The sequence below is a fragment of the Rhizobium herbae genome (assembly GCF_017873135.1).
GTDB classification, from domain to species: Bacteria; Pseudomonadota; Alphaproteobacteria; order Rhizobiales; family Rhizobiaceae; genus Pararhizobium; species Pararhizobium herbae.
Genome location: NZ_JAGGJV010000002.1, coordinates 438,838 through 459,821 on the forward strand (window position 1 = coordinate 438,838; position 20,984 = coordinate 459,821).

The 20,984-nt window shown below is 61.6% G+C and carries 28 protein-coding genes; 16 read left to right on the top strand and 12 right to left on the bottom strand.

Annotated elements, in window-relative coordinates; translation table 11 throughout:
* The first annotated feature begins 140 nt into the window (after positions 1-140).
* Positions 141-1,037 (top strand): LysR family transcriptional regulator, encoded by an 897-nt coding sequence (locus tag J2Z75_RS07390; protein ID WP_209849882.1) that lies wholly within the window; start codon positions 141-143, stop codon positions 1,035-1,037.
* A 148-nt stretch (positions 1,038-1,185) separates the two neighbouring features.
* On the opposite strand, the gene J2Z75_RS07395 is transcribed toward J2Z75_RS07390, so the two are convergent.
* Both J2Z75_RS07395 and J2Z75_RS07400 read right to left on the bottom strand, forming a co-directional pair.
* Positions 1,186-1,698: an SRPBCC family protein gene (locus J2Z75_RS07395; RefSeq protein WP_209849885.1), complete on the bottom strand. Its 513-nt coding sequence runs from the start codon at positions 1,696-1,698 to the stop codon at positions 1,186-1,188.
* Positions 1,682-2,041, bottom strand: coding sequence for an ArsR/SmtB family transcription factor (locus J2Z75_RS07400; RefSeq protein ID WP_209849888.1), 360 nt, complete (start codon positions 2,039-2,041; stop codon positions 1,682-1,684). Before J2Z75_RS07400 ends, J2Z75_RS07395 begins: the two co-directional genes overlap by 17 nt.
* 226 nt (positions 2,042-2,267) lie before the next feature.
* Between J2Z75_RS07400 and J2Z75_RS07405 the strand changes: the two genes are divergently transcribed.
* The 9 genes from J2Z75_RS07405 (at position 2,268) to ybaK (ending at position 8,463) form a co-directional block, all read left to right on the top strand.
* Positions 2,268-2,636, top strand: coding sequence for a YciI family protein (locus tag J2Z75_RS07405; protein WP_209849891.1), 369 nt, complete (start codon positions 2,268-2,270; stop codon positions 2,634-2,636).
* A 347-nt stretch (positions 2,637-2,983) separates the two neighbouring features.
* Complete coding sequence (locus tag J2Z75_RS07410; protein WP_209849894.1) at positions 2,984-3,595, top strand: 2'-5' RNA ligase family protein; 612 nt, start codon at positions 2,984-2,986, stop codon at positions 3,593-3,595.
* Positions 3,596-3,681: 86 nt separating this feature from the next.
* A complete protein-coding gene (locus J2Z75_RS07415; protein WP_209849897.1) occupies positions 3,682-4,740 on the top strand; it encodes a succinylglutamate desuccinylase/aspartoacylase family protein in 1,059 nt (352 codons plus the stop codon).
* A gap of 192 nt (positions 4,741-4,932) precedes the next feature.
* Positions 4,933-6,063, top strand: a complete 1,131-nt coding sequence (locus J2Z75_RS07420) for a TIGR03364 family FAD-dependent oxidoreductase (protein ID WP_209849900.1) — start codon at positions 4,933-4,935, stop codon at positions 6,061-6,063.
* The gene (gene phnX, locus J2Z75_RS07425; RefSeq protein ID WP_209849903.1) at positions 6,060-6,839 is read left to right on the top strand and encodes a phosphonoacetaldehyde hydrolase; all 780 of its coding nucleotides are present in this window, start codon (positions 6,060-6,062) and stop codon (positions 6,837-6,839) included. The genes J2Z75_RS07420 and phnX overlap by 4 nt, the downstream gene beginning before the upstream one ends.
* Positions 6,840-6,914: 75 nt before the next feature.
* Complete coding sequence (locus tag J2Z75_RS07430) at positions 6,915-7,259, top strand: ArsC family reductase (protein WP_209849905.1); 345 nt, start codon at positions 6,915-6,917, stop codon at positions 7,257-7,259.
* Positions 7,260-7,310: 51 nt separating this feature from the next.
* Positions 7,311-7,736, top strand: coding sequence for a putative toxin-antitoxin system toxin component, PIN family (locus J2Z75_RS07435; RefSeq protein ID WP_209849907.1), 426 nt, complete (start codon positions 7,311-7,313; stop codon positions 7,734-7,736).
* A 1-nt stretch (position 7,737) separates the two neighbouring features.
* Positions 7,738-7,959 carry a toxin-antitoxin system HicB family antitoxin gene (locus J2Z75_RS07440; RefSeq protein WP_209849909.1) on the top strand — a complete coding sequence of 74 codons (222 nt, stop codon included), beginning with the start codon at positions 7,738-7,740 and terminating at the stop codon, positions 7,957-7,959.
* 30 nt (positions 7,960-7,989) lie between these two features.
* Positions 7,990-8,463 (top strand): Cys-tRNA(Pro) deacylase, encoded by a 474-nt coding sequence (gene ybaK / locus J2Z75_RS07445; protein WP_209849911.1) that lies wholly within the window; start codon positions 7,990-7,992, stop codon positions 8,461-8,463.
* Here ybaK and J2Z75_RS07450 read toward each other — a convergent pair whose 3' ends face one another.
* Complete coding sequence (locus J2Z75_RS07450; protein ID WP_234937205.1) at positions 8,464-8,919, bottom strand: MarR family winged helix-turn-helix transcriptional regulator; 456 nt, start codon at positions 8,917-8,919, stop codon at positions 8,464-8,466. It lies immediately after the preceding gene.
* Positions 8,920-8,996: 77 nt separating this feature from the next.
* On the opposite strand from J2Z75_RS07450, the gene J2Z75_RS07455 reads away from it, so the two are divergent.
* The 4 genes from J2Z75_RS07455 (at position 8,997) to J2Z75_RS07470 (ending at position 12,247) form a co-directional block, all read left to right on the top strand.
* Positions 8,997-9,422: a DoxX family protein gene (locus J2Z75_RS07455; RefSeq protein ID WP_209849915.1), complete on the top strand. Its 426-nt coding sequence runs from the start codon at positions 8,997-8,999 to the stop codon at positions 9,420-9,422.
* Between the two features lie 21 nt (positions 9,423-9,443).
* Entirely contained in the window at positions 9,444-10,133 is a 690-nt protein-coding gene (locus J2Z75_RS07460) for a glutathione S-transferase family protein (protein WP_209849918.1), read from the top strand.
* A gap of 81 nt (positions 10,134-10,214) precedes the next feature.
* On the top strand, positions 10,215-11,468 hold the full coding sequence (locus J2Z75_RS07465; RefSeq protein WP_209849921.1) for an aminopeptidase: 1,254 nt from the start codon (positions 10,215-10,217) through the stop codon (positions 11,466-11,468).
* Positions 11,465-12,247, top strand: a complete 783-nt coding sequence (locus tag J2Z75_RS07470) for a pyrroline-5-carboxylate reductase family protein (protein ID WP_209849923.1) — start codon at positions 11,465-11,467, stop codon at positions 12,245-12,247. Before J2Z75_RS07465 ends, J2Z75_RS07470 begins: the two co-directional genes overlap by 4 nt.
* Positions 12,248-12,276: 29 nt before the next feature.
* Here J2Z75_RS07470 and hemW read toward each other — a convergent pair whose 3' ends face one another.
* The 4 genes from hemW to rph form a co-directional block, all read right to left on the bottom strand.
* On the bottom strand, positions 12,277-13,452 hold the full coding sequence (hemW, locus tag J2Z75_RS07475) for a radical SAM family heme chaperone HemW (RefSeq protein WP_209849926.1): 1,176 nt from the start codon (positions 13,450-13,452) through the stop codon (positions 12,277-12,279).
* Positions 13,453-13,712: 260 nt separating this feature from the next.
* The gene (gene rdgB, locus J2Z75_RS07480) at positions 13,713-14,357 is read right to left on the bottom strand and encodes an RdgB/HAM1 family non-canonical purine NTP pyrophosphatase (RefSeq protein ID WP_209849929.1); all 645 of its coding nucleotides are present in this window, start codon (positions 14,355-14,357) and stop codon (positions 13,713-13,715) included.
* Positions 14,358-14,381: 24 nt separating this feature from the next.
* Complete coding sequence (locus J2Z75_RS07485) at positions 14,382-14,798, bottom strand: VOC family protein (protein ID WP_209849932.1); 417 nt, start codon at positions 14,796-14,798, stop codon at positions 14,382-14,384.
* Between the two features lie 3 nt (positions 14,799-14,801).
* Complete coding sequence (gene rph / locus J2Z75_RS07490; RefSeq protein ID WP_209850676.1) at positions 14,802-15,521, bottom strand: ribonuclease PH; 720 nt, start codon at positions 15,519-15,521, stop codon at positions 14,802-14,804.
* A 381-nt stretch (positions 15,522-15,902) separates the two neighbouring features.
* Here rph and hrcA point away from each other — a divergent pair, with 381 nt between their 5' ends.
* Positions 15,903-16,961, top strand: coding sequence for a heat-inducible transcriptional repressor HrcA (gene hrcA, locus J2Z75_RS07495; RefSeq protein WP_407692745.1), 1,059 nt, complete (start codon positions 15,903-15,905; stop codon positions 16,959-16,961).
* Between the two features lie 115 nt (positions 16,962-17,076).
* Positions 17,077-17,691: a nucleotide exchange factor GrpE gene (gene grpE / locus J2Z75_RS07500; protein ID WP_209849939.1), complete on the top strand. Its 615-nt coding sequence runs from the start codon at positions 17,077-17,079 to the stop codon at positions 17,689-17,691.
* Between the two features lie 134 nt (positions 17,692-17,825).
* On the opposite strand, the gene J2Z75_RS07505 is transcribed toward grpE, so the two are convergent.
* From J2Z75_RS07505 to J2Z75_RS07525, 5 genes are read right to left on the bottom strand one after another with little or no spacing between them, the layout of a single operon-like run.
* Positions 17,826-18,098, bottom strand: a complete 273-nt coding sequence (locus tag J2Z75_RS07505) for a DUF6959 family protein (RefSeq protein WP_209849941.1) — start codon at positions 18,096-18,098, stop codon at positions 17,826-17,828.
* 39 nt (positions 18,099-18,137) lie between these two features.
* Positions 18,138-18,458 (bottom strand): low molecular weight protein tyrosine phosphatase family protein, encoded by a 321-nt coding sequence (locus tag J2Z75_RS07510; protein WP_209849943.1) that lies wholly within the window; start codon positions 18,456-18,458, stop codon positions 18,138-18,140.
* A gap of 16 nt (positions 18,459-18,474) precedes the next feature.
* Positions 18,475-19,710 carry a D-arabinono-1,4-lactone oxidase gene (locus J2Z75_RS07515; protein WP_209849945.1) on the bottom strand — a complete coding sequence of 412 codons (1,236 nt, stop codon included), beginning with the start codon at positions 19,708-19,710 and terminating at the stop codon, positions 18,475-18,477.
* A gap of 38 nt (positions 19,711-19,748) precedes the next feature.
* Positions 19,749-20,144 (bottom strand): hypothetical protein, encoded by a 396-nt coding sequence (locus tag J2Z75_RS07520; RefSeq protein WP_209849947.1) that lies wholly within the window; start codon positions 20,142-20,144, stop codon positions 19,749-19,751.
* Between the two features lie 4 nt (positions 20,145-20,148).
* Positions 20,149-20,916 carry an SDR family NAD(P)-dependent oxidoreductase gene (locus tag J2Z75_RS07525; protein ID WP_209849949.1) on the bottom strand — a complete coding sequence of 256 codons (768 nt, stop codon included), beginning with the start codon at positions 20,914-20,916 and terminating at the stop codon, positions 20,149-20,151.
* Between the last annotated feature and the right edge of the window lie 68 nt (positions 20,917-20,984).

A 20,984-nucleotide genomic window follows, 5' to 3' on the forward strand; every position in this document is an offset into this window, starting at 1 on the left:
ACGTCAGCTGCGACGACCGGTGTCCGCCGTTCGAAATTGGGCCGCGATCATCGACACAAGCTATGATGGTCGGCCGTACTACTGTACGATGCGTCAGATACAGGTTTTGGAAGGCGCACCGCGTGGTGCCGGATTGCACCATGATCGACTGGGATGACATTCGCTATTTTCTCGCCGTGGCGCGCGGAGGCTCAGTGCGGGCTGCCGCCGGGGGCCTCGGGGTCAACCACTCGACCGTGCTGCGACGCATCGCTCAGTTCGAGGACCGCCTCGGGGCGCAGATGTTCGAAAAGCTGCCTTCGGGATACCGCATGACGGCTGCCGGCGAGGAGGTGCTCGAGCTCGCGAACCAGATGGAAGCGTCGTCAAACCAGCTGGAGACGCGCATCTTCGGGCGCGACCAGAGCGTGCGCGGGCTTCTGCGGGTGACGCTGGCCCCGCCTCTCGCGACGCAGCTGCTCATGCCGGACTTCGCCGATTTCGCGCGTCTGCATCCGGATATCGAGATGGAAATCCTGTCGTCGGGCGAGCTGGCAAATCTGACCAACCGGGAGGCCGACGTGGCGATCCGCGTCGTCTACGACCGCAAGACCCTGCCGCTCAATCTTCACGGCCTGAAGGGGCCGGAGGTGTTCGGCGGCGTCTACATGTCCCGTGATCGACTGGCCGCATGGCGTACGGGCGCGACTGATCCTATAAGGTGGGTCGTCATCAGCATGCATGGAATTCCGGATTGGGCCAGCTCGGGTGAGGTTCGCACCACCGGCGTTCCATTCAGGATCACGGACGGCGAGGCGCAGATCGCTGCGGTCCGGCAAGGGCTCGGGATCACGACACTGCCGTGCTTCGTCGGAGATGCCGACCCTCTACTGGTGAGGGTGCCGGGCACCGATCTGCACATGTACGGAACGCTCTTTCTTCTCACGCAGGGAGAGACACGCAAGACGAAGCGCGTGCAACTTTTCACGGAGTTCGTATCCCGCAGGCTTGCCGCGTATGCTCCGCTTCTCGCAGGGCTGTCCATATCGCGCGACTGACGCCCGGCAAGGTTGCCGGCGACGTTGCCGGCGACGTTGCCGCCATCCGGTCGGAAGCCGAGTTGCGATCGCTTGGAAAGCGGCGGTGTTCAGTCCGCGAATGTTGCACCGTATTGCAACCGGCGCGAGGGTCGCACCACCGAAGGCGTCAGGACCCTCCCGCGCTTGCGCCCAAGGCGACAAGAAGCTCGTCCAGCTGCTCGAACTGTTCGGGCATGCCGCCTTCCATTCCTTCGATGGCCTCGTCGAGGGCTTCCTTCGAGGGGTAGAGTTCGGAGAGGGTCAGAAGCGTCACGTCGCCTTTGTCCTCGAAGGTCACCGTGGTCACGGCGGCATCTTCGCTTTCCTCGTTCGTCCAGACGAGGCGCGCGTTCGGGATCACTTCGAGATACTTGCCGAAGAATTCCATGGCGCTTGAGGCATCCTGGCCAAAGGCGACGCGGTAGCCGCCGCCGACGCGAACATCCATGTCGCAGGACAGCAGAGGTACGCCCGTCGACTTCGGCGCCCACCAGCGCATGAACAGTTCCGGCCTGGTCCACGCCTCGTAGACGATGCGCGCCGGGCCGTTGAAGATCCGCGTCACGACCAGCTCGCGCTCGGACTTCCGTTCGATCGTCGTGCGACTGCTCGTGGATTCACCATCACTTCTTTCGTCCATCGACTTTCTCCCTTTGTTTCAATTCCTCGACAATCTCGTCCAGCGCATCGAAGCGTGTATCCCAGAGCTGGCGGTAGCTCTCGATCCATGCCGCCTCTTCCTCCAACCGGCGGCGGCCGAGCTTGCAGGTCCGCACGCGGCCGACCTTCTCCGTGGTGACCAGCCCGGCCTGCTCCAGGACGCCGACATGCTTCTTCATGCCCGTCAGGGTCATGTGGAATTTTTCGGCAAGCTCCGTGATCGAAGCGTCGCCTCGCCCGAGCTGCTCCAGAACGCCGCGTCGGGTGGCGTCCGAGAGCGCGGCGAACGAGGCGTCGAGACGGGGTGTAATATACTGAACCATATGGTTCAGTATATAGCCGGCGGAGGGCGGGATGCAAGGGGGCTGCTGTCTTTAAGGAATGCGTCTTGCGTTGATGAACATCGCGCCCGGCAGCCTGCGGATGCCAAGACTCGCATCCTGCGCCTCCACCGTCGAAAAAAATCGCAGGCCCATGTCGATTTCCCAGAGCCCCGTTCGTCGTTAGGATGCCAGGCCGATGAGCCCGGCTCTAACAGGGAGATGGACGATGCGTGTCATGGTACTCGTGAAGGCAACCGAGGACAGTGAGAAGGGCTTTTTCCCCACGCCCGAGACGAACGCGATGATGGAGGCGATGGGGCGTTTCAATGACGAGCTTCGCGATGCCGGCATCCTGCGCGACGCCGATGGCCTCAAACCCTCCTCGGCGGGCAAGCGTGTTGCGTTTGATGGTCCCGGCCGCACCGTCATCGACGGGCCGTTCGCCGAAACCCGCGAGCTGGTCGCCGGCTACTGGCTCTGGGACGTCAAGGACATGGATGAGGCGGTCGCCTGGGTGAAGCGCTGCCCCAATCCGATGCCGGGACCGAGCGAGATCGAAATCCGGCCGCTCTACGAGATGGACGATTGGCAATGACAACCTGACGCCGGAGATTCCGGAAATCCATGACCGGAGGCGCGGAGCTTAGCGGCAATCGAGACTGCCGGCCGCAACCTGCCTGCCTCCCTTATGGCTTTGGCCGGCAAGGCGGCATGACCGCAGGCGAGACGCACCGCCGATCGAGGCGATCCGTTTCGTGCGGTCTTGGAGGCCTTGCCGCGGCGCTGGAATCGTCCCGCGCGCGCGTCAAAGTTTCGGGGTGGATGTGGGAATAAATTCATATGTTCGTGTTTTGTTCTTGACGAAAAATACCTCCCGGTTATACTCGCGTCATTCAAAAAGGGATGAGGTCTGCCATGCTTGGAAAAGCCGGGAATGAGGTCGTGCGCCGCAATCAACAGTCGTTTGCGTTCGGTGATGCGGGCGGTCTGCGTTCGCGTAAATTTGACGAAACCATCAAGAGCAATCTGTTTCTCGCCGTCGTGCCGGAACGCGAGACGGCGCTCCAGGCGGTCGAAATCGGCCGGCGGGTGTCAGCCGAACACGGCCTGTCGCGCAATGTCCGTCCGCCCCAGTTGATGCATGTCTCGCTGAATGCCATCGGTGCCTATCCCCATCTGCCGGAAGATGTGGTGTTCACGGCGTGCGCGGCGATGTCGAACGTCAGGGCCATGCCCTTCGAAGTGACCTTCGATCGTGTCATGAGCTTTGCCACCGGCTATGCGCAGCCGCTGGTCCTCAGCAGCGGTGTGCGCAGCGAGGAGATGATGGATCTGCATGTGCAGCTGGCCAAGGAGATGTGGAGTGCCGGATTGATCTTTTCCTACAATCCGCGCTTCAAGCCGCACATGACGCTGCTTTACGACGAGGCGAGCGTGCCGGAGCGCGAACTGGCGGAGCCGGTCCGCTGGATGGTCCGGGAGTTCGTTCTGATCCATAGTCTGGTGGGGCGAAGCGAGTACGAATATCTCGGGCGCTGGCCGCTTCTGGGGTGAGGAGGCCATTATTTGCCGCTTGAAGTTTGGCACGGAACCGGCAAGAAGCGGGTCGCGTAGAGGGCCATGCCAGAAAAGAGCAAGCGGTGGAAATTTCGGAAATCGTCATCGGCGGAGACACGCCGGGTATCGAGTGGCGGTTGCCCGTCATCCGGTTTGAGGGCAGCGATGCGGCGGCACCGTCGGTCTACATCCAGGCGGCGCTGCATGCCAACGAACTGCCCGGCACGGCGCTGCTGCATTTCCTTTGTGAACGGCTGCGGCAGGCGGAGGCCGAGGGCGCAATCCGCGGCGACATCACCATCGTGCCGCAGGCCAATCCGATCGGCACGGCGCAATCGCATTTCGGCGAGTTGCAGGGCCGTTTCGATCTCGGTTCACGCACCAATTTCAACCGCGACTTCCCGCTGATCCCGCTCGGCGATCGGCAGACGTTGGTCGATGATCTCGATCGCTATCCGGCCACCGATCGGCTGAAGCGGCAGTTGCTGCATATGGCGCTCGGTGCCGATCTGGTGCTCGACCTGCATTGCGACGACGAATCCCTGCAATATGCCTATATCGACGAAGCCTTCTGGCCGGAGGCATCCGACCTGGCTTCGGCGCTCGACATGAAGGCCGTGTTCCTCGCCGATGGCGAAAGCTCCGCGTTCGAAGAGGCGGTGGGTTACGCCTGGAAGTACGAAGCCGCCGAAAAGGCGGCGCGGCTGCCCGGTAGGCTGTCGGTGACGGTCGAGCTTCGCGGCACGCGCGATGTCTACCCGGAGATGGCCCGCAAGGATGCCGACGGGCTCTGGCGCTTCCTTGCCGGGCGCGGCATCGTCATCGGAGATGCCGTCACTCTCGAGCCGTTCAAGGGACCGGCGACGCCGCTCGACAATATCGAGATGATTCGTGCGCCGGAGGCAGGCGCCGTGCTGTTTCACCGCACGATCGGCGACACCGTCGCCGCCGGCGACCTGCTTGCGACGATCGTCACTGCGCCCGGTACCGAGCGGGGCACGATCGATATACACGCCCCGCAAGCCGGCCTGATTGTCACGCGGACCTCGCAGCGCTTCGCCCGTCGCCGGGACAATCTGATGAAAATCGCCTGTGGTGAGCGGACACGGGCAGCGCGCAAGCCGGGAACGCTGGAAGCCTGAACCACCGCTGTCGCCCGGTCTTCACTTTTTCATCGTTCGCGAGGCGCGCTTTCCCGCGTCGCGGGTAGTATGCTCGAATAAATTGGCCAATCGCCGTGCGCGCCTGCGGTTGTCATATTCCCTTTATAAACTTGCGTTCTTTAGCCGCGAGCCGATCCGGATCCGAACCGGAAGGCGCGCGGGAGAAAACGCATGCCTGTCTATGATCTTGCCATTGTCGGTGCCGGCATCGTCGGTCTGGCGCATGCCTATGCCGCGGCCAAGCGCGGCAAGAGGGTCATCATCATCGATCGCGATGCGCAGGCAAACGGCGCATCGGTTCGCAATTTCGGCTTCGTCACCGTGACCGGCCAGGGCGCCGGCGATTGCTGGGCGATGGCGCGGCGGGCGCGCGACGTCTGGGCGGAAACGGCCGATAGGGCAGGCATCGCGGTTGTTCAGCGGGGCATGGTGCTGGCGTCCCGGCTCGAAGAGTCGGAAGCGGTCATCGATGCCTTCCTGCGCACGGAGATGGCGGAGGGCTGCGCGAAGATCACGGCATCTCAGGCGCAGGAATATATTCCCTGTCTGCGCTCGGATGCGGCCCGCGTCTCCCTTTACAGCCCGCATGAAATCCGCGTCGAATCCCGCACCGCCATTCCGCTTCTGGCGGGCTTTCTCGCTGAGCAATACGGCGTGACATTCATGAGGGATACGGCCGTCACCGCCGTCGAGCCGCCGCGCGTCGAGACCGCACGCGGCGCGGTCGAAGCCGAGGCGGTGATTGTCTGCCCCGGCGATGATTTCACCGGCCTGTTCGCCGAGCGGATCGCCGTCTACAACGTCACCCGCTGCAAGCTGCAGATGCTGCGTCTGCGGCCGCAGCGGCCCGTCGATTTCAAGACCGCGGTGATGTCCGATCTCGGGCTTGGCCGCTATCTCGGTTACGCCGACCTGCCGGAAGCAGAGCCGCTCAAGAAGCGGCTGGATACGGAGCTGAAAGCGGAGCGCGACAATGGCATCCATCTGATCGTCACCCAGTCGGCCGATGGCTCGCTGGTCGTCGGCGACAGCCATCATTATGCCGTCACACCGGATCCCTTCGCGTCGGACGCCGTCGACACGCTGATGCTCGGCGAATTCGACCGCGTTCTCGATCTGCCCGGCCGCGCCGTTGCCGAGCGCTGGATCGGGACCTATGCCTCGGCGCCGGATCGCTGGCGTTTCACGGACAGGCCGTCTGATTCCACTCGCGTCGTGATCGTCACCGCGGGCTGCGGCGCCTCGACGGCCTTTGCCATCGGCGAGGAAACCATCAACGAACTTTATGGGAGTGTCGCATGAGCAAGTTCAAGGCCGTGGTGTTCGACTGGGCCGGCACCGTCATCGATTTCGGCTCTTTCGCACCGATGGGCGCCTTCGTCGAAACCTTCGCCAAGTTCGGTGTCCACGTGACCATTGCCGATGCGCGCAAGCCGATGGGCCTGCCGAAGCGCGCCCATATCAGCGCCATGCTGTCCGAGCCGCACATCGCTGCACGCTGGGCAGCGGCGCAGGGAACGGCGCCGGACGAAAGCGCGATCGACAAGGTCTATGACCTGTTCGTGCCGCTCAACGAGGAGGTGGTCAGCGATTATTGCACACTGATACCCGGTACGCTCGAAACCGTCGCCTATCTGCGGGCCAAGGGCATGAAGATCGGCTCGACCACCGGCTATACACGCTCGATCATGGAACGCGTCCTGCCGATCGCTGCCGAACAGGGCTATGCACCGGAAAACCTCATCTGCGCCGACGACTTGCCGCTCGGCCGCCCCACGCCGATCGGCATGTACAAGTGCTTCCTCGACCTGATGGTCTATCCGGCCGGCGCCGTGATCAAGGTCGACGATACCGAACCGGGCATCGCCGAAGGCGTGGCGGCGGGCTGCATCACCGTCGGCCTGACATTGTCGGGCAACGAGGCGGGCCTGACCCCGGCCGAGCTTGCGGCTCTTTCACCCAATGAGCGCGCGGCGCTGCATGAAAAGGTCGGCGCCAGGCTCAAGGCGGCGGGCGCGGATCATATCATCGAGACGGTTGCCGACCTGCCGCAGCTGATCGACAGTCTGGAGCGCTGATCCGGCCGGATCAGGCATATTTGCAGCCTGTCCGCTTCATGCTATCCCGCTTGCCAATCAGGCAAGGGATGAAGCATGTCCGTCACGATCTACGGTATCAAGAATTGCGACACGATGAAGAAGGCGCGGACCTGGCTGGAAAGCCAGGGCATCGCCTATGATTTCCACGACTACAAGACCTCCGGCGTCTCGCGCGAAGCCCTGCAGCGCTGGACGGCGGCGCTTGGCTGGGAAACGGTTCTGAACCGTGCCGGCACGACGTTTCGTGCATTGCCGGATGCCGACAAGCGGGATCTCAACGAAGACAAGGCGATCGCCCTGATGCTCGCACAGCCCTCGATGATCAAGCGGCCGGTACTCGATCGCGATGGAGAACTGATCGCCGGGTTCAAACCGGACATCTATGCGGCAGCTTTTTAGAAAATGCGATTTCGATTCGAATTGTGATAGCTGATATGCTATCATAATGAGATGAAGGTTGTTATCGACACGAACATCTTTGTGTCCGCGATTATGAACACGGATGGTGCCCCGCGAGCTGTTATTCGCCTGTGCCTCCAAGGGCGATTGACGCCATTGATGGGTAATTCTCTGTTTGCCGAATATGAGGATATCTGTGCGAGGGAAGACCTGTTCTCCGGCCGGTTTCTTTCGCCTCCAGAGCGAGCAGAATTGCTGGATGCATTCTTGTCCTGCTGTCTCTGGGTGCCAATCTATTATCTCTGGCGCCCCAATCTCAGGGATGAGGCTGACAACCACTTCATCGAATTGGCGATTGGCGGTGGCGCGGCGGTCATCGTGACTGCTAATAAACGGGCTTTTTCGCGCGCCGAATTGCTGTTTCCGCAATTGACCATCCAGACGGCCGGCGAATTGTTGGCAGAAAGGGAATTTTGAGATGAGCACATTAACGATAAGGCTGCCGAACGATCAACACGAGCGTTTGAAGGCGCTTGCATCTGCGCGCGGAACAAGTCTCAACAAACTTTTCGAAGAGTTTTCCGCCAAGGCGATCGCCGAATTCGATGCTGAAACGCGATTCCGACTAAGGGCGGAGCGCGGCAATAAAGCGCGAGGCCTGGAACTCCTGGATCAGCTTGATCGTGATCACCAACGCTGACATCCATCTCGCTGAAATACACGGAGAACCATGTCGAAAAGCACCCGCGCCACGCTAGCGCTGACCAAGGCCGGCGCAGCCTTTACGGTTCACACCTACGACTACGACCCCTCGGCCGAGCGGATCGGCATGGCGGCTGCCGAGGCGCTGGGCGAGGAGCCGCGCCGCGTGCTGAAGACGTTGATGGCCGAAGTGGATGGCAAGCCGGTCTGCGTCGTCGTCCCGTCCGATCGCGAAGTCAGCATGAAGAAGCTGGCGGCAGCTTTTCACGGCAAGTCGGCCAATATGATGAAGCCGGCCGAGGCCGAGCGGCTGACCGGCTATTATGTCGGCGGCATCAGTCCGTTCGGGCAGAAGAAACAGGTCCCGACGGCGATCGAGGAGGCGGCCCTTGCCGAGCCGCTCGTCTATATCAATGGCGGCCAGCGCGGCCTGCAGGTGCGGCTGGCACCCGATGATGCGCGCAAGGCGCTGAATGCGGTCGCAGCGCCGCTGATTGCCTGACTAAGTGAGTCTCGACAGCAGGCCCGCGAGTTGTGCCGCATCGGTGTCCGGCAGTTTCGCCCCCAGATGCCGTGCGATTGACCTGCCATAGACCTCCCACATGGCCTCCCGCAGGCCGCGACCTTTTTCGGTAATCACCACCCAGCGGCCCCTGCCGTCTTCATCGAAAGTGACACGTTCGACAAGACCGTCCTTTTCCAGCCGGTCGAGCAGACGGGAAAGGTTGTACTGTGCCAGCAGTGTCCTCTCCTCGATTTCGAACGGCCGCAAGCGCCCATCCTTCGCCCGTGCCAACTCCCAGAGTACATCATACCAGCCAAGCGGCGGCATCCCGGCATCCTTGAAGTCGCGCTCGATGGCTGTAAGCACGCGCTGCTGCGCCCGCATCAGATTGATCCAGGCCTGCGTGACTTCGGCGTCGGGCGCTTGGCCCGTATGGGGTGCTTTCAGAGACATCAATGCATTTACATCTATCTTGACGAAGTTGGCAAACGATAATATATGCAAATGCATCTATTAATCGGAGCACTCGCATGAAACAGGAACAGCGCGCCGCCTATGCAGCAGCTTTGCTGCGCATCAGCCTCGGCATCATGTATCTCGCCCACAGCATCGTCCTCAAATTCTTCACCTTCGGGCTCGCAGGCACCGCAGGCTATTTTGTCTCGATCGGGCTGCCCGGCTGGCTTGCGTACTTAACGTTCGCGGCGGAGGCGATCGGTGGGGCCTTGCTCGTCCTCGGCGTCCACGTTCGGCTGGTTTCCATTGCGCTGATGCCGGCATTGGCAGGCGCGATCCTGTTTGCCCATGCCGGCAACGGCTGGGTGTTCACGGCGCCCGGCGGCGGCTGGGAATATCCGCTGTATCTGCTCGTCCTCTCGGTCGCCCAGGCGCTGCTTGGGGAGGGCGCATTTGCCTGGTCTTCCCTGCGCCATTCACGCCCCGCCTTCGCCCGTTGAAACCGAAAGGAGCAAAGTCCTATGCACTCCAAGACGCTGACGCTTATCAGCCACCACCTCTGCCCCTATGTTCAGCGCGCCTCGATCGTGCTGTCGGAAAAAGGCGTCGCCTACGAGCGGCGATACATCGATCTTGCGGCAAAACCGGACTGGTTCCTGCGCATCTCGCCGCTCGGCAAGGTACCGTTGCTCGCGGTTCCGCGCGGCCGTGCCGATGCGATCCTGTTCGAAAGCGCTGTCATCTGCGAATATCTGGAGGAAACGCAGAGCGGTGCCGCGCTCCACCCCGCCGATCCGCTGTTGCGTGCCCGGCATCGCGGCTGGATGGAATTCGGTTCGTCGATCCTCGCCGATCTCTGGGGTTATGAGACGACGAAGGATGAAGCGTTGTTCGAAGCCAGGCGTGCATCTCTTGCCATGAAATTCTCGACGCTGGAACAGGAGCTGGGCGAGGGGCCATATTTTGCCGGCACCCAGTTCAGCATGGTCGACGCCGTCTTTGCACCGGTCTTCCGGTATTTCGAACTGTTCGAGCGCCTGTTCGAAAGCGGCATCTTCGGTGGTCTTGCCGGCGTCAATGCCTGGCGCAAGGCGCTGGCCGTCCGGCCAAGCGTGGTAGAGGCGGTGACGGATGATTATCAGGACCGTTTGATGACCTTCCTTCGCCACCACGAGGCTCACCTGCTGACGCTTGGCAAGATCGCGGCCTGACCGGTCGTCGCAAAAGCCTTCTGTTTTGATCTGAAGCGCATTAAAACGGTGCTTCGGAATAACAAGCCAGCAGGATATGCGATGACCTTCCATTCCCCCGCCCATCAAGCCGTCGACCCCGTCAAACTGGACAAACTCGCCGAAGTCGCCGTCAAGGTCGGCCTTCAGTTGCAGCGTGGGCAGGATCTGCTGATCACAGCGCCGATCGCGGCGCTGCCGCTGGTGCGGCTGATTACCAAACATGCCTATATCGCCGGCGCCGGGCTGGTGACGACGTTCTACTCGGATGAGGAAACGACGCTCGCCCGCTACGCCCATGCCCCGGACGAGAGCTTCGACAAGGCAAGCGGCTGGCTCTACGACGGCATGGCCAAGGCCTTCGGCAGCAATACCGCGCGGCTTGCCATTTCCGGCGACAACCCGATGATGCTGGCGGCGCAGGACCCGGCCAAGGTGGCGCGTGCCAACAAGGCCATGTCGATGGCCTACAAGCCGGCGCTGGAGAAAATCTCCAACTTCGACATCAACTGGAACATCGTCTCCTATCCCAATCCCGCCTGGGCCAGGCAGATGTTTCCCGACGATTCCGAAGCCGTCGCCGTCGAAAAACTCGCCAATGCGATCTTCGCCGCCTCGCGCGTCGATGTTGACGATCCGATCGCCGCCTGGGGGCAGCACAATGCCAATCTCGCCAAACGGTCCTCCTGGCTGAACGGCGAGCGCTTCTCGGCCCTGCATTTCACCGGCCCGGGGACGGATCTCACCGTCGGTCTTGCCGATGGCCATGAATGGCACGGCGGCGCCTCGACGGCGAAAAACGGCATCACCTGCAATCCGAACATCCCGACCGAGGAAGTCTTTACCACGCCGCATGCGCTGCGGGTCGAAGGCCATGTGTCGAGCACCAAGCCGCTGTCGCATCAGGGCACGCTGATCGATGATATCCGGGTCCGCTTCGAAGGCGGCCGGATCGTCGAGGCCAAGGCGTCGAAGGGCGAGGAGGTGCTGAACAAGGTGCTGGATACCGACGAGGGCGCCCGGCGTCTCGGCGAAGTGGCGCTGGTGCCGCATTCCTCGCCGATCTCGGCCAGCGGCGTGCTGTTCTACAACACGCTGTTCGACGAGAATGCCTCCTGCCATATCGCGCTCGGCCAGTGCTATTCGAAATGCTTCCTCGAAGGGGCGTCGTTGTCCCAGGAACAGATCACGGCGCAGGGCGGCAATTCCAGCCTGATCCATATCGACTGGATGATCGGTTCCGGTGAGGTCGATATCGACGGCGTTCGGGCGGATGGCGCGAAGGTGCCGGTCATGCGCAAGGGCGAGTGGGCTTGACCACAGTCGGCGTCATCGGCGGAACCGGCTGGCTGGGCGGGGCTTTGCTTCGCCCAGCATTGGCCAAGGGTTTCGTCGCCCCCGATAGCCTCGTCCTGTCGTCGCGCAGCGGCAATACGGCAGGTTTCGAAGCCTGGCCGGATATCCGGTTCACCACCGACAATAGAGCGCTTGCCGCGCAGTCGGATATCGTCATTCTGTCGGTCCGGCCGGAAGATATCGATGGGCTCGATCTGGACCTGTCGGGTAAGCTGATTGTCTCGGTCATGGCGCGCGTTTCTGCGGCAGCGCTCTTTGCCCACTTCAAAAGCAGGCGGATTATCCGCGCCATGCCGAATGCCTGCGCCGAACAGGGGCTGTCCTTCACGCCCTGGTATGCGACGCCGGACGTCAGCAATGCCGACAGGGCCTTCGCGGATGGCTTTTTTGCCTGCTCCGGAAAGACCACCCGGCTTTTGGCGGAAGACGAACTGGACTACTTCACGGCCTTGACCGGTTCAGGCCCGGCCTTCATCGCAGCCTTTGCCGACGTGATGATCCGCGACGCGATCGAGAATGGCGTCGCGCCCGATATTGCGGACACGGCCGTTCGCCAGCTGTTTCTTGGCGCCGGCACATGGATTGCACAAGCGGCTGAAACGCCGGCAGGGACCGTAAAAACATTCACGGATTACGGCGGCACGACTGCTGCCGGCCTGAACGCGATGCTGTCGGCCGGTATTGCCGGTCCGATTTCCAAAGGCTTGGCGGCCGCGACAAACAAGGCAGCGAAGGGCTAACTCTCTCCGTATGCCAGTGATGGTGAAGCTCAGCAGGCGAGATCGGCAACCACCGCATCGAGGATCAGCATGCCGGCTGGCGTGCAGCGCAGGCGGGAATTGCCCAGCCGCTCGATGAAGCCATGCTCGATCAGGAATTGCTCGCGATCCGGATCGGGCTCACGCCCGGACAGGCCCTGCCAGCGCACGAGGTCGATGCCTTCCTTGAGCCGCAGGCCCATCAGCAGCAATTCGTCGGCCTGTTCGTCATAGCCGAGCACTTCCTGGTCGATCATCCCGTGACCGTGCTCCTCGACCAGTTGCAGCCAGTCTTCCGGTTTGCGTTCGGTTGATGTGGCGATCTTGTCGCGGCCGCGCGTCAGCCGGCCATGGGCGCCAGGGCCGATGCCGGCATAGTCGCCATAGCGCCAGTACGTCAGATTATGGCGGCTCTCGGCACCGGGAGCGGCATGGTTGGAAACCTCATAGGCCGGCATGCCGAAGCCTTCGGTAATCTCCTGCGTTGCCTCATAAAGCACGGCGGAGTGCTCTCCATCCGGCACAATCAGCTTGCCTGCCTTATGCAGGCCGTAGAAGGGGGTGCCTTCCTCGATGGTCAGTTGGTAGAGCGACAGGTGATCGACAGCATAGGAAACGGCCTGCTTCAGTTCCTGTTCCCAGGCCTCGACGGTCTGGTTCGGGCGGGCGTAGATCAGGTCGAAGGACATGCGCGGGAAGATATCGCGCGCCAGGCCGATCGCCTTCAGCGCATCCTCGACATTGTGCAGCCGGCCGAGAAACTTCAGATCCCGGTCGTTCAGCGCCTGCACGCCGAGCGAGACGCGGTTGACGCCGGCGGCACGATAGCCGCGGAAACGGGTCGCCTCGACGCTGGACGGGTTGGCTTCCATGGTGATCTCGATACCATCAGGCACATGCCAGAGATTGGCGATGCCGTCGAGAATGGCCTCGACCGTCGAAGGGTTCATCAGCGACGGCGTGCCGCCGCCCATGAAGATGCTGGTGACGGTGCGCGGACCGGACATATGCCGCATCGCAGCCATTTCGGTGAGAAACGCGGCGACAAAGCGCGGTTGATCGACCGGTTGATGGCGGACATGGCTGTTGAAATCACAATAGGGACATTTGGCGGCGCAGAAAGGCCAATGCACATAGACCCCGAAACCGGGCTCCTTGCTGTCGCCGATGGAAGAAAAAGTGGCCATTCTGTTTTAGGTCTTTCAGGCGCCAAGGCGCAGAGTAATCGAGGTCGCAGGTATTTACGGGTTAGAGCGGAAACTTACCACACCGTCATTCCTGTGCTCGTCACAGCAATCCAGCCACGCGACGTCCGTCGCGTGAAGGAGTCCCTGGCGTCGCAGACGCGACGCCACTGGATCCCTGTGACAAGCACAGGGATGACGGAGGAGAGATATTCAGTCAACCTCCAACCCACCCACTCGCGGCGCTCAGGAGAGCCGTCACTCTATGCACTGAGGCATGTCTCGGCAAAAAGCTTGAACGCCCGTGCCCGATGCGACAATGCCTGCGCATCGCCCGGTTTCCAGCCATGTTTTTCCTCGGCGCTCATTTCACCGAATGTGGTGTCATAGCCGAGCGGTTGAAAGACCGGGTCGTAGCCAAACCCTTGCGTCCCGCGCGGCGGCCAGACGATATGGCCTTCGACCTCGCCGCGGAACAGCTCGACATGCCCGTCCGGCCAGGCGAGGCACAGAACCGAGACGAAGCGGCCGGTGCGCCGGTCGAAGGCTGTGGCGCCTGCTTCCTGGATGGCGGTCTCGACCTTTTGCATCGCCATGGCGAAATCGCGCGTGCCATCGGCTGTCTCGGCCCAGTTGGCCGTATAGACGCCGGGGTCGCCGTTCAGGGCATCGACGACAAGGCCGGAATCGTCCGACAACGCCGGCAGGCCCGACGCCTTTGCCGACGCCAGCGCCTTGATCGTGGCGTTTTCCTCGAAGGTCGTGCCGGTCTCGTCCGGCTCGACGAAGTTGAGGTCGGCGGCGGATTTCGCCTCGAAGCCCATCGGGCCGATCAGGTCGCGGATTTCGCGGATCTTGCCGGCATTGTGGCTGGCGACGATCAGGGTCTTGTCTTCAAGCTTGCGCATCTGCGTCTTTCTCGCCAATTCGTGTCAGTTCAAATTCCAGAGGCTGGCTTCGGCGCATTCCAGGCTGTTTCCGGCCGGATCGCGGAAGTAGAAGGAGCGCGCGCTTGATGGCCAAAGCACCTCGGTTTCGATCGCGATCCCGGCGGCCTTCAGCTTGTCTTCCCAGGCGCCAAGCTGCCCGGCAGGCACCCGGAAACACATATGTCCCGGGCCGTGCGTGCCATGTGGCGGAACCTGCAGCCCGTCTGCCGGCGGCGGCTTGGTCGTTTCCGCCGGATTGAAGATCAAGAGCACGCCGGGGCCACAGCGAAAGAAGATATGCCGGTTGCCGGCACGGCTGATTTTCTCAAGCCCGAGAACGGAGCCGTAGAACGCCTCCGCCGCATCCAGGTCATCGACATAGAGCGCCGTCTCCAGAATGCCTTCGAACGGTGCGGCCATGGCTTAGCCCCCGATTGCCTGCTTCTGCATGCCAACCAGTTCCGAGATGCCGTTCTTGGCAAGACCCAGCAGTGTGCCGAACTCCTCTTCCGAGAAAGGCTTGCCTTCCGCCGTGCCCTGGATCTCGACGATGCCGCCGGAGCCGGTCATGACGAAATTGGCATCGGTTTCGGCGGCCGAGTCTTCAAGATAGTCGAGGTCGATCACCGGCTGATTGGCAAAAATGCCGCAGGAGATGGCGGCGATATGATCCTTCAGGACCTTCTCGACCTTGATCATGTTGCGCGCTTCCATCCAGGCAAGGCAGTCGCGCAGCGCGATCCAGGCGCCGGTGATGGATGCGGTGCGGGTACCGCCATCGGCCTGGATGACGTCGCAATCGATCGAGATCTGGCGTTCGCCGAGGGCCTGCAGGTCGACCACGGCGCGCAGCGAGCGGCCGATGAGGCGCTGGATTTCCTGGGTGCGGCCGCTCTGCTTGCCGGAAGCGGCTTCGCGCTTCATGCGTTCGCCGGTGGCGCGCGGCAGCATGCCGTATTCGGCGGTGACCCAGCCCTTGCCGCTGTTGCGCAGCCACGGCGGCGTCTTTTCTTCCAGGCTTGCCGTCACCAGCACATGCGTGTCGCCGAACTTGACGAGGCAGGATCCTTCTGCGTGCTTGGAAATGTTGCGCTCGAACGAGACTTTGCGCATCTGGTCGGTTTTTCTGCCGGAAGGCCGCATCATGAACTCCTGTAATGTTTGTCAGCCTTCTAGAGCGTTTCATCTTCAAACGGAAGCAATTCTGTTGGCTCAAACCCGCCGGGCCGCGAGAAGGTCGGCGCAGGGCGATGCCGGGGCCATCGTACAAGCCGGCCGACGCTGCGGACGGCCGGTTTCAGCCAACCCTTCCGGCAGAATGGTTCCGTTTGAAGATGAAGCGCTCAAGCCTATGTTGGCTGGAAGGGAATTCATTTGCGCCAAAAGAGTGAAAAGCCGCAAAAGGCGCTGTACGGCGGGCTTTCCAGCCAATTTCCCTTTTGCTATCCGGGCCGGGATCACTATATTTCAATAGACTTCAACAGGATGGGTTTTCGCGTTCGAATGGTGCTGGATAAATCTGCAATGCGGGAAAGGCTTTCGGCGCTCGACGAGCGTTCGGGCGAAATCTTCCGTCGCATCGTGGAGAGCTATCTGGAAAGCGGCGAGCCGCTCGGGTCCCGCAGCCTGTCGCGCATCCTGCCGATGTCGCTGTCGCCGGCTTCCGTGCGCAACGTCATGAGCGATCTGGAAGATCTCGGCCTTATCTATTCCCCACATATCAGCGCCGGCCGTTTGCCGACCCAGGTGGGCCTGCGCTTCTTCGTCGATGCGTTCATGCAGGTCGGCGATCTGTCGGCCGAGGACCGCGCCTCGATCGACCGGCATGTGCGCCGCGCCGACCGCGACCAGCCGGTCGAAACGCTGCTGAATGATGCCAGCCAGATGCTGTCGGGCATGTCGCGCGGGGCAGGGCTCGTCATCACTGCCAAGAACGATCCGGTACTCAGGCATGTCGAGTTCGTCCGTCTGGCTCCGACCAAGGCGCTCGCCGTGCTCGTCGGCGAGCATGATCAGGTGGAAAACCGCATCATCGAACTTCCGGCCGGCATCACCAGCTCGCAGCTGACGGAAGCCGCCAATTTTCTCAATGCCCATCTGGCCGGGCAAACGCTGCCGGAGGTGCGCAGCCAGCTTGAGAAGGTCAAGGAGATCGTCCGGCGCGAACTCGATACGCTGAGCCAGGATCTGGTCGAGCGCGGCCTTGCCATCTGGTCGGGCAGCGAGGCCGACGACAAGCCGACGCAGCTGATCGTGCGCGGCCGCGCAAATCTGCTTGAGGGCCTGGCCGGCGCAGAGGATGTCGACCGCCTGCGCATGCTGTTCGACGATCTGGAAAAGAAGGACAGCCTGATCGAAATCCTCAACCTGGCCGAAAGCGGGCCGGGTGTGCGCATCTTCATCGGTTCGGAAAACAAGCTGTTCTCGCTCTCGGGCTCGTCGCTGATCGTCGCGCCCTACAGGGATAGCGACGACAAGATCGTCGGCGCCGTTGGCGTCATCGGCCCGACGCGGCTGAATTACTCGCGCATCGTGCCGATGGTCGACTATACGGCGCGGCTGATGTCTCGCTTGTCGCGGTAATCGCCGGGAAAGCAGCCGGTTTTTCTGGCGGCTTTCGATTGTACCCTTGATTTTTCAGCTTCAAAGCTCGATATCGACACCAAATCCTAGACAGTTTGACATTCCGGAGACCGTCATGACCGACGATACGAACAAACATGGTGCTGAAGCGAACGCGGACGAAGCAGCTGCCGCCTATGCCGAAGCTGCCGCCGAACAGGTCGAAGCCGCCGTTTCCGAACCGGATCCCTTGGAGCTTGCCAAGGCTGAAGCGGCCGACATGCGCGATCGTTATCTGCGCCTTGCCGCCGAGATGGACAACCTGCGCCGCCGCACCGCGCGCGACGTCAAGGATGCCAAGTCCTATTCCGTCGCCGGCTTTGCCCGCGACATGCTCGCCGTCTCCGACAACCTGCGCCGCGCACTCGATGCCATTCCGACGGAGGCCCGCGAGTCCGGCGATGCCGGTTTCAATGCCCTGATCGAAGGTGTGGAAATGACCGAACGCGCCATGCTGTCGGCGCTCGAGCGTCACGGCGTGCAGAAGCTGGAGCCGGTCGGCCAGAAGTTCGATCCGAACTTCCATCAGGCGATGTTCGAAATCCCGAATACGGAAGTCCCGAACAACACCGTCGTCCAGGTCGTCCAGGCCGGCTACACGATCGGCGAGCGGGTTCTCCGCCCCGCCATGGTCGGCGTCGCCAAGGGTGGCCCGAAGGCCGTTGCGGCGGAAGAGACGCCGGCGGCGTGATTATTTACCCTCCCCTTGAGGGGGAGGGTCGGCACGTGAGTGCCGGGGTGGGGTGACCTTTGTGCGTCCCTGACCGTCACCCCCACCCGCCGCGATGCGGCGACCTCCCCCGTCAAGGGGGAGGTGAAATGCAGCTACGCCGACTTGACATACGGCAACTCGATTTTGCGGTCGTGACAAACTCGCTCGTAGCGCTTCTGAATGTCGGCGAGATCGTTTTTCAGATATTCGATGCTCGCCGACAATTCATCCAGATCGCCATCTTTCAAAAGCTTCTGCAGCTCCATGACGTCGCGTAAAAGGCAATGCAGGCTGTCTCCTTGAAAAACCACTCCCGGATAGTTGCGCTCCGGGAGTTGAACAACGGCATAATTGTGAGGCTGGGTGAAAAGCTCGGCTGTTTGCATGGGATGTCTCTCACGTGTTGGGCTGTGTCGCTGCCGAACTCACAAATGTTTCGGTACTTTCGCCTTCAGCAATGCGGTCAAATCCGGGTCCATAAATTCGTATTCATCGGGAATATGCAGGCAGATCAGCCATTTTCCGTTGAGGTTGGCCCTATATTTGGCCTGGACCTTGCTGCGATGCGCCTTCTCCATGACGAAGATGATGTCAGCCCATTCGATTTGCTCTGATGACAGCGGGTTTTCCGCATCCCTGTTCGTTCCGGCGGAGGAAGCTTCGATGCCCGGCCAATGTGCGAACACTTGCTCGGCAGTCGGGCTGCGCAGCTTGTTCTGGCTGCATATGAATAAGACGTTTTTCACCGTACCTCCGCTTACGTTACCCAAACAACTGCTTCAGATGGTCGTTCAGAAACCGCCCTTCCGGATCGAGCTTGTTGCGCAGCGCCTTGAAATCCCCTGCGCGCGGATAGAGCGCGTCCACATCCTCTGCCCCCATGAAATGCAGCTTGCCCCAATGCGGGCGTGAGCCGAACTGGCGCAGGATATCGTCGACGTCCTTCAGGTAGTTCCAGTAGTCCGTGCCCGGCTGGCCGGAGACCGAGAGCGTGATCGAATCCTGCTCGAAGAACGGGCTGATCCAGCCGCCGTCGCCGGCGGTGAAGCGGTATTCGATCGGGTAGATGCAGGTCGGGTGCTTCTCCAGCATCAGCTTGCGCACTTCGGTGCAGGCTTGCTTGCCGTATTTGACCGGCACCGCATACTCCAGTTCGTGGAAATTCGGCACATATTCGATCGGGTAGATTTCCGAGGAATAGGCGATCTTCTCGAAAGCGCTCTCCATCGGCGGCGCGTCGGTGATGTCGATGGTCTTCATCTCGCAGACATCGGAGAGACTTGTCGTGGTCGAGACGGAGGATGTATCCGGCAGGCAGTAACAATGCCGGCTCTCCGGCACCGGGCACCAGAAGAAACCGAAATGCCGGTGGTTGGCGGCCAGATCGTCGTGCTGCTCCATGCATTCGTCGAAGGTGCAGCGCCAGAGTTTCTCATGCAGATTGTAGCTGTCCATCGCCTGCAGGGTGATTTCGGAGATGACGCCGAGCATGCCGATGGAAACGCGGGCGGCGTTCAGCATGTCGGGTTCGCTGTCGTCGATGGCCAGAATGCTGCCGTCCGGCTGCACCAGCCGCATGCCGACGATCTGCGACGCCATGTTGCCCAGCTTGATGCCCGTGCCGTGCGTGCCTGTGGTCAGCGCGCCCGCCAGCGCCTGGCTGTCGATATCGCCCTGGTTGATCATCGACAGGCCGCTGCGCTTCAGCGCCTTGCCCAGCGTATTGATCGTCGTTCCGGCATGGACGGAGACCCGCTTGCGCGCCGCATCGATATTGGTAATGCCCTGCAGCTTCGACAGCGTCAGATGCAGGCCGCTGGTCAGCGCCACCGGCGTGAACGAGTGCCCGGAGCCGGCACAACGCACGTTCAGCCCGTTGGATGTTGCTTCCCGTACCATCTCCGCAAGGGCCGCCTCGCTGTCGGGTGCACCCCGATGCCGCACGATGCACGATTGATTTCCCACCCAGTTGCGCCAGTGTCCACCTGCTTCCATCATGCTTGGGTCCCTCTTGGAGTAATCTTGGTGTGGTATTCCTAGCCGCCGCGCCGATTCCACTTGTTTGCCAACGACATCGCGAGGCGTTCAACATGGCCCGATAATTCGCTTGGGATAAAGCTTTTTGATGAATCGACGGGATTCACATATATTTCGATTTCATCATTTACCTTGAAGTCGACCCTTGTCTGGGATCGACTGTCAATAGTTGATGCGTATGGAATGCCATCGACTTCATAACTTATGTGCAGAAATACCCTTGGATCTTCAAAAGCCGGTTTCCGCAGGCCCGTAATTATTGCCCGGATCGGCACATACCGTTTCATTCGGTTGATCTCGTAGGATCTGTGAAAAATAGGAGCGATAACAAGAGCCAAAAGGATAATAACTACGGCGAAATAATGAAACTCCGCATATCCGCTTGCTTCCGACATTGCGTCACATCGCCGTAAAACAATTATCGACAAACAGATGGGTGCCGTTGACGAAACTGGATTCGTCGCTGGCGAGGAACAGCGCGGCCTGCGCCACTTCCATCGGATCGCACATGCGGCCCTGTTGGGCGGCGATTGCTGCATCGGAGACATCGACACCGTACTTTGCGAGGCCCACCAGTTCGCGCTTGCCGTGGTCGGTGGCGATGAAGCCGGGGCAGACGGCGTTGGAGCGGATGCCGCGGTCGCGGAATTCCACCGCAATCGCCCGGGCGAACATGTGGCAGGCGCCCTTGGTCGTGTCGTAGAGCACCTCCATCGGCGTGGCGGCGACGGCCGAGATCGAGGAGGTTGAGACGATGCTGCCGCCGCCGGCGGCCAGCATGCCGGGCAGCACGGCCTTGGTCATCAGGAACATCGAGCGGACATTGACGGCCATCAGCCGGTCCCACTCGTCCTCCTCCGTTTCGAGGAAGGGGCCGACGGCCAGGATGCCGGCATGGTTGAAGAGAACGGTGATGGCTCCGAATGCATCCTCGACGGCCTTCACTGCCGTCTTCACCTCGACGGATACCGAGACGTCGGCAGGCGCGAAAACTGCCTGCCCGCCCTCGGCACGGATCGCAGCGGCAACCTCTTCACCCTTGCTGCGCGGCAGATCGACAATGCCGACGCGGGCGCCTTCGCGAGCGAAAAGCTGGGAGGCGGCAAGGCCGCATCCGCCGGCGCCGCCACTGATCAATGCGGTCTTTCCAGCCAAACGTCCTGCCATGCCCGTTCCTCCTCTGTGTGTTGGGGGAGTATTGTCGAGCCGTCGGGTCGTGTCGATATCTCTTTGAA

Coding starts and splice junctions, on each gene's coding strand:
- J2Z75_RS07460 (WP_209849918.1), top strand. CDS start 9,444: ATGCACTCCAAGACGCTGACGCTTATCAGCCACCACCTCTGCCCCTAT.
- phnX (WP_209849903.1), top strand. CDS start 6,060: ATGAGCAAGTTCAAGGCCGTGGTGTTCGACTGGGCCGGCACCGTCATC.
- J2Z75_RS07430 (WP_209849905.1), top strand. CDS start 6,915: ATGTCCGTCACGATCTACGGTATCAAGAATTGCGACACGATGAAGAAG.
- J2Z75_RS07450 (WP_234937205.1), bottom strand. CDS start 8,919: ATGTCTCTGAAAGCACCCCATACGGGCCAAGCGCCCGACGCCGAAGTC.
- J2Z75_RS07455 (WP_209849915.1), top strand. CDS start 8,997: ATGAAACAGGAACAGCGCGCCGCCTATGCAGCAGCTTTGCTGCGCATC.
- J2Z75_RS07515 (WP_209849945.1), bottom strand. CDS start 19,710: ATGATGGAAGCAGGTGGACACTGGCGCAACTGGGTGGGAAATCAATCG.
- grpE (WP_209849939.1), top strand. CDS start 17,077: ATGACCGACGATACGAACAAACATGGTGCTGAAGCGAACGCGGACGAA.
- hemW (WP_209849926.1), bottom strand. CDS start 13,452: ATGGCCACTTTTTCTTCCATCGGCGACAGCAAGGAGCCCGGTTTCGGG.
- rph (WP_209850676.1), bottom strand. CDS start 15,521: ATGCGGCCTTCCGGCAGAAAAACCGACCAGATGCGCAAAGTCTCGTTC.
- J2Z75_RS07435 (WP_209849907.1), top strand. CDS start 7,311: ATGAAGGTTGTTATCGACACGAACATCTTTGTGTCCGCGATTATGAAC.
- J2Z75_RS07525 (WP_209849949.1), bottom strand. CDS start 20,916: ATGGCAGGACGTTTGGCTGGAAAGACCGCATTGATCAGTGGCGGCGCC.
- J2Z75_RS07485 (WP_209849932.1), bottom strand. CDS start 14,798: ATGGCCGCACCGTTCGAAGGCATTCTGGAGACGGCGCTCTATGTCGAT.
- hrcA (WP_407692745.1), top strand. CDS start 15,903: ATGCGGGAAAGGCTTTCGGCGCTCGACGAGCGTTCGGGCGAAATCTTC.
- J2Z75_RS07400 (WP_209849888.1), bottom strand. CDS start 2,041: ATGGTTCAGTATATTACACCCCGTCTCGACGCCTCGTTCGCCGCGCTC.
- J2Z75_RS07390 (WP_209849882.1), top strand. CDS start 141: ATGATCGACTGGGATGACATTCGCTATTTTCTCGCCGTGGCGCGCGGA.
- J2Z75_RS07505 (WP_209849941.1), bottom strand. CDS start 18,098: ATGCAAACAGCCGAGCTTTTCACCCAGCCTCACAATTATGCCGTTGTT.
- rdgB (WP_209849929.1), bottom strand. CDS start 14,357: ATGCGCAAGCTTGAAGACAAGACCCTGATCGTCGCCAGCCACAATGCC.
- J2Z75_RS07520 (WP_209849947.1), bottom strand. CDS start 20,144: ATGTCGGAAGCAAGCGGATATGCGGAGTTTCATTATTTCGCCGTAGTT.
- J2Z75_RS07420 (WP_209849900.1), top strand. CDS start 4,933: ATGCCTGTCTATGATCTTGCCATTGTCGGTGCCGGCATCGTCGGTCTG.
- J2Z75_RS07405 (WP_209849891.1), top strand. CDS start 2,268: ATGCGTGTCATGGTACTCGTGAAGGCAACCGAGGACAGTGAGAAGGGC.
- J2Z75_RS07395 (WP_209849885.1), bottom strand. CDS start 1,698: ATGGACGAAAGAAGTGATGGTGAATCCACGAGCAGTCGCACGACGATC.
- J2Z75_RS07465 (WP_209849921.1), top strand. CDS start 10,215: ATGACCTTCCATTCCCCCGCCCATCAAGCCGTCGACCCCGTCAAACTG.
- J2Z75_RS07440 (WP_209849909.1), top strand. CDS start 7,738: ATGAGCACATTAACGATAAGGCTGCCGAACGATCAACACGAGCGTTTG.
- ybaK (WP_209849911.1), top strand. CDS start 7,990: ATGTCGAAAAGCACCCGCGCCACGCTAGCGCTGACCAAGGCCGGCGCA.